Annotated in this window: 14 protein-coding genes; 7 read left to right on the forward strand and 7 right to left on the reverse strand. The window is 63.3% G+C overall.

All coding sequences use genetic code 11. The features are described 5' to 3' along the window. Positions 1–7 precede the first annotated feature (7 nt). The gene (locus tag CK224_RS06160; RefSeq protein WP_095781139.1) at positions 8–2086 is read right to left on the reverse strand and encodes a bifunctional diguanylate cyclase/phosphodiesterase; all 2079 of its coding nucleotides are present in this window, start codon (positions 2084–2086) and stop codon (positions 8–10) included. Further along, positions 2047–2547, reverse strand: a complete 501-nt coding sequence (locus tag CK224_RS06165; RefSeq protein ID WP_176477865.1) for a molybdopterin-dependent oxidoreductase — start codon at positions 2545–2547, stop codon at positions 2047–2049. Before CK224_RS06165 ends, CK224_RS06160 begins: the two co-directional genes overlap by 40 nt. 230 nt (positions 2548–2777) lie before the next feature. Here CK224_RS06165 and CK224_RS06170 point away from each other — a divergent pair, with 230 nt between their 5' ends. From CK224_RS06170 to CK224_RS06200, 7 genes are all read left to right on the forward strand, one after another. Next, the gene (locus CK224_RS06170; protein WP_095781141.1) at positions 2778–3443 is read left to right on the forward strand and encodes an XRE family transcriptional regulator; all 666 of its coding nucleotides are present in this window, start codon (positions 2778–2780) and stop codon (positions 3441–3443) included. 37 nt (positions 3444–3480) lie between these two features. Next, on the forward strand, positions 3481–4557 hold the full coding sequence (locus tag CK224_RS06175) for an extracellular solute-binding protein (protein ID WP_095781142.1): 1077 nt from the start codon (positions 3481–3483) through the stop codon (positions 4555–4557). A 19-nt stretch (positions 4558–4576) separates the two neighbouring features. Next, positions 4577–5446, forward strand: a complete 870-nt coding sequence (locus CK224_RS06180) for an ABC transporter permease (RefSeq protein WP_095781143.1) — start codon at positions 4577–4579, stop codon at positions 5444–5446. Next, positions 5446–6243 (forward strand): ABC transporter permease, encoded by a 798-nt coding sequence (locus CK224_RS06185; protein ID WP_095781144.1) that lies wholly within the window; start codon positions 5446–5448, stop codon positions 6241–6243. Before CK224_RS06180 ends, CK224_RS06185 begins: the two co-directional genes overlap by 1 nt. Beyond that, on the forward strand, positions 6240–7349 hold the full coding sequence (locus CK224_RS06190) for an ABC transporter ATP-binding protein (protein ID WP_095781145.1): 1110 nt from the start codon (positions 6240–6242) through the stop codon (positions 7347–7349). Before CK224_RS06185 ends, CK224_RS06190 begins: the two co-directional genes overlap by 4 nt. A gap of 31 nt (positions 7350–7380) precedes the next feature. Beyond that, complete coding sequence (locus tag CK224_RS06195; RefSeq protein WP_095781146.1) at positions 7381–8766, forward strand: FAD-binding oxidoreductase; 1386 nt, start codon at positions 7381–7383, stop codon at positions 8764–8766. A 105-nt stretch (positions 8767–8871) separates the two neighbouring features. Next, entirely contained in the window at positions 8872–9228 is a 357-nt protein-coding gene (locus tag CK224_RS06200) for a cupin domain-containing protein (RefSeq protein WP_067002437.1), read from the forward strand. Between the two features lie 34 nt (positions 9229–9262). On the opposite strand, the gene CK224_RS06205 is transcribed toward CK224_RS06200, so the two are convergent. The 5 genes from CK224_RS06205 to flaF all read right to left on the reverse strand — a co-directional run bounded on the left by CK224_RS06205 (position 9263) and on the right by flaF (position 12586). After that, a complete protein-coding gene (locus CK224_RS06205) occupies positions 9263–10906 on the reverse strand; it encodes an MFS transporter (RefSeq protein ID WP_095781147.1) in 1644 nt (547 codons plus the stop codon). Positions 10907–11103: 197 nt separating this feature from the next. Then, a complete protein-coding gene (gene fliQ / locus CK224_RS06210) occupies positions 11104–11370 on the reverse strand; it encodes a flagellar biosynthesis protein FliQ (protein ID WP_027165133.1) in 267 nt (88 codons plus the stop codon). 21 nt (positions 11371–11391) lie between these two features. Beyond that, a complete protein-coding gene (gene flgD, locus CK224_RS06215; RefSeq protein WP_067326039.1) occupies positions 11392–11802 on the reverse strand; it encodes a flagellar hook assembly protein FlgD in 411 nt (136 codons plus the stop codon). Between the two features lie 2 nt (positions 11803–11804). Beyond that, positions 11805–12242, reverse strand: coding sequence for a flagellar biosynthesis repressor FlbT (gene flbT, locus CK224_RS06220; RefSeq protein WP_067002431.1), 438 nt, complete (start codon positions 12240–12242; stop codon positions 11805–11807). Beyond that, on the reverse strand, positions 12239–12586 hold the full coding sequence (flaF, locus tag CK224_RS06225) for a flagellar biosynthesis regulator FlaF (protein WP_067002429.1): 348 nt from the start codon (positions 12584–12586) through the stop codon (positions 12239–12241). Before flaF ends, flbT begins: the two co-directional genes overlap by 4 nt. Positions 12587–12604: the final 18 nt, after the last annotated feature.

Here is a 12604-nt window from a genome sequence, read left to right on the forward strand (position 1 = left end):
CCCTGATTTAATCGGCGGTCTTGCGGCCCTGCTTGGCGACTTTCCGCAGCATGGATGGGCTCAGGCGAAGAGACTCGGCCCGAACTTTTCCATCTGTTTTGCCACCCTGCCTTGCGACGAGATAGTTGGTCATCAACCTTGCCTCAACAGGCTCCGACATAAAGAACCCTTGTGCGCCGTGACAGTGTTCGTGGATCAGGAAGTCGAGTTGGGCTTCGTTCTCCACCCCTTCCGCAACAACGGTCAGACTTAGCGAATTGGCCAGCGCGATGATTCCTCGGACCACGTTCTGTTTCTTCGTGGAGGAAGCCAGGTCGCTGAGGAACGAGCGATCGATTTTCAATTGGTTCAAGTCGAAATCGGCAAGGTATCCGAAGCTCGCATAACCTGCCCCAAAATCGTCGAGTGCCAGGCTCACTCCGAGGTTTCTAATCTTGCCGATGCTCTCCAAGGCATTGCGGCTGTTCTGGATGAATATCCCTTCAGTGATCTCCAACTGCAGACGCGATGGAAGCAACCCCGTTTGCCGCAGCGTCTCGGTGAGATGCGTCAGATAGGCATCGGTCTGGAGGCTTCTTCCGGAGACGTTGACCGAGCAGATGAACTCCTCGGTGGAAATAGGCATCCATCGGGCGGCTTGCTCGCAAGCCTTGCCCAGAACCATCTTGTCGAGTTCCAGGATCAGCTCACTTCGTTCCGCGATCGGAATGAACGATGCCGGCGCACGAACCGCTCCCGAGACCGGGTCGTGCCAGCGGACCAGCGCCTCGGCCCCGATCATGCGGCCGGTCGCCAGCTCGAACTGGGATTGCCAGACCAGGAAGAACTCGTCGCAATTGAGGGCCCGCTTGATGGCCGCTTCTTCACCGAGCTGCATGTCGATCTGACTGAGGATCGCGGGCGAAAACGTCACGAAACCGGACCGCCCTTCGGCCTTTGCCGTGTAGAGAGCGTTATCGGCACTGTGCAGCAACGTGGAAATGTCGGAACCGTGCTGAGGGAAACATGCCATGCCGATGCTGGCGCCAATGCGCACCTGATGGCCCTCCAACTCTGCGAACCTGTTCAGCCGTTCGCGCAGACGTTGCCCCAAATTGTCATGATCATTCCGATCGGCAATAGCCATGATGGCGAATTCGTCGCCGCCCAATCGCACGGCGGCTACGTCGCCGGGCCGCTCGACCGACTGAAGGACCTCGGCAACCGCCTTCAGCAGCAGATCGCCGACGTGATGGCCGAAAGTGTCGTTCACGCTCTTGAAATGGTCGAGATCGATCAGGAGCAGCTGAAGCTGCCTACCGGTCTCCCTCGCCCGGTCCAGCATGGCGTCCCTGTTGGCTGCCATCCAGGCACGATTCTTCAGTCCGGTGGTCGCATCGCGCCAGGCGAGAAATTCCAGCTTCTTTATCGTTTCCCGGCGCCCGATGAACAGAACCGCCGTCCCGATTGCCAGCAGCGACAGGATCGTCAGAGCAAAGGCTATCTGATAGTTGAACCGATTCAGGCTGACTTCCGACGCATAGAGATCGGCGTTAACGCCCTCGCCGTATTTGTAGTACTCGTCGTTCATCCGGCCGACGATCTGCTCGAGTTCCAGACCCAGTTCCTTCAAGCGCTGCTGATCGAAGGGGAGCCCCGCCGCGATCACGGCGTCGAGCCGCGTTACCGCGTCGTTCACGCGCGGCACGATGCCTGCATATGCGGGAATTGCGCTGATCGTTTCGCCGCCGTCGATCCGCTTGAAGCGGATGTAAACCAGGTCGTTTGCAGCGGCCAGATGATCTAGGCTCGCCTGAGAGTTGGGCGCGACCTCAGCGAGCGAGATCATATCCCTCAGGTGGGTCACGTCGCGTATGGCGATATGGAATTCGCGGATGGCGAAGAATCCGAACCGGGGCAGCGAAGACTCGATCTTGCTGATACTGACAAACAGCATGACGATGAGGATCGCGGAACCGATCGCCGCCAGCCCTATGGCACTGCCATAGGTAAGCGGAATTCGCCAGCCTCTCAGTCGAGATCCCACCATGGAGGCCTGCCAGCCGGTCAGTTGTCGGACTCGATCGTCTTGATCAGCCAAATCCATCGCGGTTTGCGGATCGGCGTGTCGAAGGCGGGATAGTCCTTGAGAGGATAGACCAAGCGGGTCGGACCTTGTGTTCGTCGGGTGAGCAACTCCCCGTCCAGGCGCGTCGCGAGAAGCAGAGGACCTTCCGTCCAATCCTCGTGCGGAATCACCTGCACGTAATCGTCCGCGGCCCTTAGAGTGACGGAATCCCTATCCGCCAATCCCACGGACTTGAGCACGTCTCGGAACAGGACGCCTTCAAACGTCAATTGCCCTTGCTCGAAAGGACTTGTGGTGATGACCTTATAGAGGCCGAGCTTTTCCAACTGCCGCAGCGTGAGCGGGATCTGCTTGCCGTCCTTCTGAACGGTGAAAGCTACGGAGTCTGGCGGCTCCGGATAGCTGGCGGGTTCCAACGCCCCTGCAGTCAGAGTGCCGATCGCCAAGACAGCCAGCATCAGCAGGCTGCGCATGAGCATCAACGGTCCGTTTCTTAGCCAGGATGACATATCGCGATCCCTTCCCGCTCAGCTGACCGACAATGGCCCTTGCTGTACGACATCTTGCCGGCCGACATTCGATACTGCCGTTGAATGCTTAATTTTTTGGTCGGCTTCCGTTTCGAGTCATGGGACAGCGGAAATGGCATCCGCCCCTATTGCCAGCTGTACAGTGGTACTGTACAAAGTGTTAAGTGGAGGAAAACGGGATGCGCGAGGCTTCGGAGGACGGCCAGGCTCCGGCGGCGATCGGTGCCGGCACGGCTGCAGCTCATGCGCAGCAGGTGCTGGGCGTGCGGCTCAAGGCCCTGCGCCTCGCTCGCCGTCTATCATTGCGTGACCTCGCGGAAGCGACCGGAACGAGCGCCAGCTTCATCAGCCAGCTTGAACGCGGGCTGACCGGCGCCAGTACTGCCTCGCTCAACCAGATGGCTTCGGCGTTGGGCGTGAGCGTCGCGATGCTGTTCGAGGAAAGCGCGACACAGAACCATGGCGTGCTCCGGCGCAGCGAGCGGCCAAGTCTTCCGCCCAGCAACGGCTGCCGTAAGATGCTGCTTTCCCGCCCGCCGCTGAGCGACATGGAGGTCTATGTCGGCGAGTTCGATATCGGCGGCTCGACCGGCTCCGCGCTTTACACGCATGGCGACGCGCAGGAGATGCTGATCGTCCTTCGCGGTGTCGTCGAGGTCTCTCTTGGCGACGCCCGCCACGTCCTCGAAGAAGGCGACAGCATCGAATACGCGACATCGACACCACATCGCAGCGAGAACATCGGCAGTGGTCGGGCCGAGGTGATGTGGATCATCGCACCGCCGACCTCGGCACGCGCCGAGCTCGATCAATACAAGCCCTGGAAACCGCTCGCGGCCAGGTAGTCCGATTAAACGCGGGCATAATGGGAGAGTCAGAGTTATGTTGAAGTCGAAACTTGCAGGTCTTGGCGCCGTGCTGGCGCTCGGAATGCTGACAACCACCGCCTTCGCACAGGAAAAGCCTGTCGCGGGCGAGGTGAAGGAAGGCTCGCTCAAGGGCAAGACCCTGACCTTCGTCTCCTATGGCGGCATCTATCAGGATGGCCAGGTGGCGGCGCTGAAGGAGTTCGTCGAGAAGTCCGGCGTCAAGCTGCTCAATGACGGGCCGACCGAAATCGCCAAGCTGCAGGCCCAGGTCGAATCCGGCAACGTCACCTGGGACGTGGTCGATACCGGCGATCTGCCGCCTTACGTCCATTGCGGAAAGCTGTTCCAGAAGCTCGATCTCTCGAAGCTCGACGTCTCGAAGATACCCGAAGGACAGGTCGGCGAGTGCTCGGTTCCGGCGATGAACTACGGCGTCGTGCTGATGTACAATAAGGAGAAGTACAAAGATAACCCGCCCAAGAACTGGGCTGACTTCTTCGACACCGAAAAGTTCCCCGGCGTGCGCGCCCTGGACGGATCCGGCGATCCGACCGGTGGCCTGCTCGAACAGGCCTTCAAGGTGGCGGGCGGCGATCCGAAGGCGATGACCGCTGCCGATATCGACAAGGCCCTCGACGTGATTCGCAAGCTCGGCCCGGACACGATCTACTGGAAGACGGGCGCTGAATCGCAGCAGCTCGCGGAGTCCGGCGAAGCCGACATGCTGATGATGTGGACCGGCCGCGCCATGACGGCGGTCAAGAATGGTGCCAAATACGCGCCCGCCTGGCAGGACTGGCTGGTGGTGATGGACCAGATGACGATCCCCGTCGGTGTCAAGGATACGGATGCCGCCTATGCGCTGCTGAATGCCTATCTCGGCAAGCAGGCGCAGGAGATTCTCACGCAGCAGACCTCCTACACGCCGATCAACAACGATGCGAAGCCGAAGGTTGACGAGTCGGTCGCAGCTTTCCTGACCAACACGCCCGAGCGCCAGAAGCAAGGCTACAAGCAGAACATCAAGTTCTGGGTCGAGAACTTCCCGGTCGCGCAGGAGAAGTGGTCCGCGCTGATGGCCGGCAACTGAACTGACGGAGGCAAGGCCCGTGAGCGCGCTCGAACCGACGATCCAGACTGCCGAAAAGCGGGCAGGATGGGCCTGGCGGCCGTTCGCGCTCACGCTGCCGGCACTGGTTCTGCTCGCCGCGGTGATCGGCTATCCGCTGCTCACCATCGTGCTGCGCAGCCTCTCGGAGCCGGAATGGGGCGTCCAGAACTATGCCTGGTTCTTTGGTGCGCCCGTCAATCTCGCGGTGCTCCAGCGCACCTTCACCATCTCGGCGTGGGTGGCGCTGGTCTGCGTGGTTTGCGCTTATCCTTATGCTTACCTCATGACCGCGGTCGGGCCCCGCGTGCGGCTCGTCCTGGTTCTCTGCGTGCTGATCCCATTCTGGGTGAGCGGCGTGGTGCGCACACTCTCCTGGGTGATCCTGCTGCAGGATTCCGGCGTCATCAACTCGTTGCTGAGATCAGCTGGCTTCGCGGGCATCCGGCTGATCCGCACCCAGACGGGCGTGGTGATCGGCATGGCGCAGGTGCTTTTGCCCTTCATGATCCTGCCGCTTTATTCGGTGATGAAAGGCATCGACCTCAGGCTGGTGCAGGCGGCGCGAAGCCTTGGCGCCCGGCCGTCCCGCGCTTTCTTCACAGTCTACCTGCCGCTGTCGCTGCCGGGCGTCTATGCCGGCGCGATCATCGTCTTCATCCTGGCGCTGGGCTTCTACATCACGCCGGCACTGCTCGGCGGGCCGCGCTCGACGATGCTGTCGACACTGGTGCAGACCCAGGTGCTCAGCCTGCTGCAATGGGGACGCGGCGGCGCGATGGGCGTGGTGCTGCTGGTCACGACCTTCCTGTTGCTGGCGCTTGCAGCGCCGGTGATGCGGTCGCGGCACCGGGAAGCGGGGCGGCGCTGATGGAAATGAAGCCGCTCACCCGTGTCGTTCTCGGCCTTGTCAGCCTGCTGGTGGCCATCTGGCTGGTGGCGCCGACGCTGGTCGTCGTGCCGATGTCGTTCAACGGCAACAAGTCGCTCTCTTTCCCACCGCAAGGCTTTTCCTGGCAGTGGTACGAGAATTTCGTCACGAATCCAGAATGGTCGACCAGTTTCCTCAATTCCCTGAAGGTCGCCTCGATCGTGGCGGTGCTGGCAACGGTGCTCGGCACGCTGGCCGCCTTCGGCCTCGACCGTATGAAGGCGCGGCCTGCCAATTTGCTGCGGATGCTGATGCTGACGCCGATGGTGGTGCCGGGCGTGGTGCTGGCCATCGGCATCTATGCCGTCTATCTCGATGCGCGACTCGTCGGCACGCTGCCCGGCTTCGTGCTCGCCCACACCATCCTGGCGCTGCCCTTCGTGCTGATCGCCGTGTCGGCCAATCTCGAAGTGTTCGACAGGCGCCTGGAGACGGCTGCTGCGAGCCTCGGCGCCGGCGCGCTCACCACGTTCCGGACGGTGACGCTGCCGCTGATCCTGCCCGGCATCCTGTCGGGCCTGCTATTCGCCTTCGCGACGTCCTTCGACGAGATCATCGTCTCGCTGTTCATCACCAACCCCTATCTCAAGACCCTGCCGGTGCAGATCTTCTCTTCGATCACGCGCGACGCCGACCCGACCGTCGCGGCCGTCGGCACGATCCTTTTGTGCGCCACGACGATCCTGATCGGCGGCGGCATGCTTCTTCTTGGCCGCGAGCGGAAGGGACGCCTATGAACCCAAGACCAGACAATCGCGGCGCGGCGATCGACCTCGAATCCGTCACCAAGGCCTATGGCGCGTTCAAGGCGCTGGACGGCGTGTCGCTCAGGATCGAGCCCGGCGAGTTCATGACGCTGCTTGGGCCGAGCGGCTCCGGCAAGACGACGACGCTCAATGTGATCGCCGGCTTCACGGATGTGTCGAGCGGCAAGCTGCTGGTCGGAGGACAAAGCGTCGTCGGCGTGCCGGCGCACAAGCGCAACATCGGCGTCGTCTTCCAGCACTACGCACTGTTCCCGCATATGACGGTTGGCCGCAACGTCGCCTATCCGCTGACGCTGCGCGGCGTTGGGCAGGACGATCGGAAGCGGCGCGTGGCCAAGGCGCTCGACATGGTCAAGATGGGCGACTTCGCGCATCGCTATCCGAGCGAATTGTCAGGCGGTCAGCAGCAGCGCGTGGCGCTGGCGCGGGCCATCGTCTTCGACCCGCCGCTGCTCCTCATGGACGAGCCGCTCGGCGCGCTCGACAAGAAGCTGCGCGAATGGCTGCAACTCGAGATCAAGCGCATCCATCGCGAGCTCGGCACCACCTTCGTCTACGTCACGCACGACCAGGAGGAGGCATTGGTGCTGTCGGACCGCATCGCCGTGTTTAACCGCGGCCGCATCGAGCAGGTCGGCACCGGACGGCAGCTCTATGACGAGCCGGCAACGCTGTTCGTCGGCCGCTTCATCGGCGACTCCACGGTGCTGCGCGGCGAAGCCAGAAGTGACGGCACCGGCACTGCGCTGACCATCGCCGGCGAGACGGTCGCCGCGCCGCGCCGGCTTGCCGGAGAAACCAGCCCGGTGATGCTGCTGCGGCCCGAGAAACTTGCCATTCGCCGGCCGGGGCAAGCCGACGGCAAGAATCGCCTGGCGGGAACGATCGCCGAGGCGATCTATCTTGGCTCGGGATCGAAATACGAAGTGAAGCTCGGCGACGGTTCGACCGCGATCGTGCGGTCGCCGCTGACGGGCGAGAATTTCGCCCTCGGCGAGAAGGTGGAACTCTGCTTCGACGGCGCCGACGCCAAGCTTCTGCCCGACGACAGCACGGCAGACACGACGCTCACCTGATCCCTCTCTCCGGTCTCTTGGAAGCCATCCCATGCAAGTCAAGCGCAACGGCGACATCTCGTTCTGGTATGCGGATCTGGGCGCGGTCCCAAGCCCGCGTCCGCCCTTGCCCGGCGACATCGAAGCCGATGTTGCGATCGTCGGCGCCGGCTACACCGGGCTCTGGACCGCCTATTATCTGAAGAAGGCGAAGCCCTCGCTTCGCATAGTCCTGCTCGAACGCGAATTCGCCGGCTTCGGTGCCTCGGGGCGCAATGGCGGCTGGCTTTCGGGCGGCTTTGGCTGGTCGCGCGAAAAATATCTGAAGACCTCGACTCGGCAAGGCGTGACCGCCATGCAAAAGGCGATGGCCGGCTGCGTCGACGAGGTGATCCGGGTGGCGGCGGCCGAAGACATCGACGCCGACATCCGCCGCGTCGACAATCTGACGGTCGCCACCAATGCCGCACAGCTCGAACGTGTGCGCGAGTCGTGCGAGACGATCCGCTCCTGGGACGCCGACCCCGAGCGCATCGAATTGCTCGACGCTGCAGCCACACGCGCGCGCATCAATATCGCGAATGTCATGGGCAGCTTCGTCATCCACGGCCAGGCGCGGGTGCAGCCGGCCAAGCTGGTGCGCGGGCTGGCGGAAGCGGTCGAGCGGCTCGGCGTGCCGATCTACGAAAAGACCACCGTGACCTCGATCGCCAAGGGCAGGGTGGCCACCGACCGTGGCACGGTGCGGGCCGAAACGATAATTCGCGCGACGGAGGGGTTCACGGCCGGCATTCCCGGGGAAGAGCGGACATGGCTGGCGCTCAACAGCGCGCAGATCGTGACCGAGCCGCTGCCACAAGAACTCTGGCGCGAGATCGGCTGGGACGGGCATGAGCTCCTCGGCAATGCGGCGCACGCCTATTGCTACGCCCAGCGCACGCGCGAGGGCCGTATCACCATGGGCGGTCGCGGCGTGCCCTACCGCTATGGCTCGCGCACCGACGTCGACGGCCGGACGCAGCAGGCGACAATCGACCAGCTGCACACGATCCTGACGACGCTGTTGCCGCAGACGGCCGGGTGCCGCATCGACCACGCCTGGTGCGGCGTGCTCGGCGTGCCGCGCGACTGGTGCACGACGGTCGGCCTCGACCCCAGGACGCGCATCGGCTGGGCCGGCGGTTATGTCGGGCTGGGCGTGTCGAGCTCCAACCTTTCGGGGCGCACGCTTGCCGATCTGATCCTCGGCAATGACACGGATCTTACGCGACTGCCCTGGGTCAACCGCAAGGTCAGACCGTGGGAGCCGGAACCGTTCCGCTGGCTCGGCGTCCACTCGATGTACCAGCTCTACCGCATCGCCGACCAACGCGAGGCCGCCGGGCTCAATTACACTTCGAAATTGGCCGCCCTGGCCGACAGCATCACAGGCCACTGAGACGGTTCGGCGTTCGCCGAACCGCTCTAACTCTTTGTTTTCGCGCAATTCCGGACGGAAAACCATTGCACTTTCCTGGAATTGCTTTTGACACTGGAGCCTATCTTGATCGACCTTTCGACCTTCCGCGACCTCGCCACGGCCGATATCGGCGTCTTTTCACCGAAGCCGACCTCGATCGAAGGCGATCAGGTCGAAGCGGTGCGCTCGTTCTTCCAATCGCCGGACGGGACCGTCGATATCGGCATCTGGGAATGCACGCCCGGCCGCTTCACCGCCGACCGCTCGGGTTCATCCGAGATCTGCCACATCATCTCCGGTCGCGTGGAAGTGAGCCGCGCCGACGGCGAGATGCGTGAGCTGGGGCCTGGCGATCTGCTCGTCCTGCCGAAGGGCTGGAAGGGCGAGTGGCTGATTCATGAGACGACGCGCAAGCTCTATATGATCCACAGCGCTGGCTGATCGGAACTAGATATTCCGGGCCAAAAGACTCGGGTTAGTGATCGATCGGCCCCTTGGGCGAGACAAGGGCCGTGCCGGCGGTGGTCGGGCGTTCGATCATACGGCGCACACGCGGCGGGTTCTCGCCGCTGTGCAGCGCGCGGATGCGCTCGCCGACAACGGCGTCGGCATGGGTGGCACGCCGGTTGTGGCGGATATACTCGACCCAGGTCGGCGTGTGGTAGTGCTCGATCCAGATGCCCGGATTTTCGAGATCGCGGGCGAGCGTCCAGTTGCGGGCGCCGTCGCGGCGGCGGATGCGGCCACGCTCGGCCATGGTTGCGAGGAATTCCGGCACGTCCTCCTCGCGAATGATGTATTCGATCATGATGGCGATCGGGCCGCTGCGCGGCTTCAAATCGAGCGCCAGCATCGGCTCCTTGAACCGGTTGAGCGGATCGAGGTTGAGAGCGGTGTGCTGCGGCAGCGGCAGGATCAGGCCGATGGCGCCGCCGACGAGCATGGTGACAGCGGCAACCATCAATGCAGTTTCCGCGCCATGGACGTCAGCGACGACGCCCCAGATCCAGCTGCCCAGCGCAATGCCGCCGAAGGTTGCTGTCTGGTAGATCGACAACACGCGCCCGACCACCCAGCGCGGCGTCGACATCTGCACCGTGACGTTGAAATGCGAGAGCGCGATCACCCAGCAGGCACCGCCAATGAGCAGGCCCGCCGACGTCTGCCAGGCATTGTCGCTGGCGGCGGCGTTGAAGGCGCAAAGCGCGAAACCGGCGAAGGCGGCGCGTACCATCGTTTCGCTGGAGAGCAATTGTCTGAGCCTGACGCTGATCAGCGCACCGCCGACCGCGCCTATGCCGAATGCGCCGAGCATGATGCCGTAGGTCAGCGCGTCGCCCTTGACGACATCGCGCGCCACCAGCGGCAGCAGCGCCAGCACCGCGCCGGCGCTGAAGCCGAAGGCGAAGCCTCTCGCCAGCACCTTGCCGATGTTCGGCGACATGGCGACGTAGCGCAGGCCGGCTCCCATCGCGGCGCCGAGCGATTCCCGCGGCAGGGTCGGCGCGGGTACTTCCGGCTTCCAGCGGAAAAGCACGACGATCAGGCCGATATAGCTGATGGCGTTGGCGGCGAAGGCCGCCGCCGCCCCCGCGGCGGCGACGATGATGCCGCCGATCGCCGGGCCGACGCTGCGCGTGATGTTGAAGCCCATTGAGTTGAGCGCGATCGCCGCCGGCACCTTGGCGCGCGCCACCATGTCGCCAACCGACGCCTGCCATGACGGGCTGTTCAGCGCCGTGCCGCTGTCGATCAGGAAGGTGAAGGCAAGCAGCGTCCACGGCGTCATCCAGCCGAACCAGGTGAATACGGTGAGCAGTGCCGAGACCACCAGCATGAAACTCTGCGCCACCAGCATGACCTTGCGGCGGTTGAAGCTGTCGGCAATGGCGCCGGCAACAAGCGCGAACAGCATGATCGGCAAGGTGGTCGAGGCCTGGACCAGCGCCACCTGGTAGGATGAGGTGGCGATCGTCGTCATCATCCAGGCGGCGCCCACGCCCTGGATCAAGCCGCCGAAATTCGACACAAGGCTCGCCGACCAGACGGCACGGAAGATGCCGTGCCGGAACGGCGCCAGCGCCGAGACGCGTTCGCTTTCCGGCTCGTCGTCGATCATGGTCGCTGTCCCGCCTTCATCTTGCTGTCTTGCGCTCGCCCGGCGCCATCATCGCGCGGGCGACTCGCCAAAGCATCCAGGTCCAACAACAAGAAGGCAAAGGCGAAAATGCGTCGGCGAAGCTTTAAGCCAAGCATCTTGCCGGTGTGGACCAAACTTTTGCCGGTCCGCTCGGGCGGGATGCCCGCGGCCGCAGGTCAGAAGCCGTGCTCGATGCGTTCGAAGATGACGTTGGTGAAGGCCGAGATCTGGCTGCCGATGAACGGGCCGGTCAGCGCCACGACCAGCATGATGGCGACGATCTTGGGCACGAAAGTGAGGGTGATTTCCTGAATCTGCGTCAGCGCCTGGATAAGCGCGATGCCGATACCGACGGCCATAGCCACGAGCACCACCGGCGCGGAGGCGGTAAGCACCGTCCACACCGCATATTGCACGATATCGAGGGCGTCGGCCTCGTTCATGGGCAGACCCTATGCGAAACTCTAGGCGGCCGGCTTGATCGATACGCCCGCGCCGACAGGGACCTCGGTGCCGTCCTGCAGCACTGCGATCAGGCCGCTGCTGGCGAGCTTCACCGAAGCCACGGTCCCTGTTGTCTTGCCGTCGGCGGCGGTGATCGAACGGCCGATCAGCGCGTCCGCCTGCGACAGCGCCGAGGATTGCATGATCTGGTCGAGCTTGCTGTTGGTCTGCACCGATTGCTCGACCTGCGAGAAGGTCGCGAGCTGGGCGACATATTCCGTCGAATCCATCGGCTTGGTCGGATCCTGGTTCTTCATCTCGGCGATCAGAAGCTTCAGGAACGACTGGTAGTCGACCGCCGTCTTCGAGGTCTGCTGGCTGCTGGCCTGGGTGGCGCCAACCGGGATCGTCGTTGTCATGTCCACGGCCATCTTTATGCTCCCACAGCCAGCGCGCGCGGCGCTTCCGGAATGTCGTCATTGCCGCCGAGCGCCTGGCGCTCGAGCGGATAGAGCGCGCGGATCGCCTTCAGCGCCTCGTAGATATGATCCTCGCCGACCATGCGGTCGATCTGCTTCAGCGCGCTGCAGATTTCCTGGTTGTCAAAGCTTGCGATCAGCATCGGCAGCGAGCGGCGGAACATGTCGCGGGCCTCGGAGGCGCCCGGCGGGTTGATCAGCATGATCTGCACGATGAAATAGAGCTGCCTGAGCGGCGTCGAGGCCTGCTCGGCCTGCATGACGTGGCTTTCGAGCAGGAACTGAACGTCGTTCATCAGCTCGATCGTGACCTTGCGGTCAACCCGGACGACGGCGCCGTTGATGTAGATCTTCTCGTTCGGCTTCAGCGAGATCTTCAGCGTGTTGCTCATTGGATGCCGTCTCGGATGATCTGGGAGACCTCGATCAATCCTTCGAAATTGTTGGTGCGGCCCTGCCGGATGTCTTCCGTTTCGCGCAGCAGCCACAGGCCGATCGAGATCAGATTGGCGCGCAGTTCCTTGGGCAGCGCATTGTCGCTGGAGCCGAGATCCTCGACGAAGGTGGTCCAGATGCGGTTGGTGAAGTGCAGCGCCTCGACCGCCTCAATCGACTCCGGCCCAACGGAAGCAGCCGTGGACAACATGTCGATCGATCGGGTGAGCAACTGCCGCTCCCGGTCCTTGGCGTCGGCGACGGAGTCGGTCTGGATGTCGGCGTAGGAGAATTGATACATCGTCGGAGCTCTGGCGTT

This window comes from Mesorhizobium sp. WSM3862 (assembly GCF_002294985.1).
GTDB lineage: Bacteria > Pseudomonadota > Alphaproteobacteria > Rhizobiales > Rhizobiaceae > Mesorhizobium.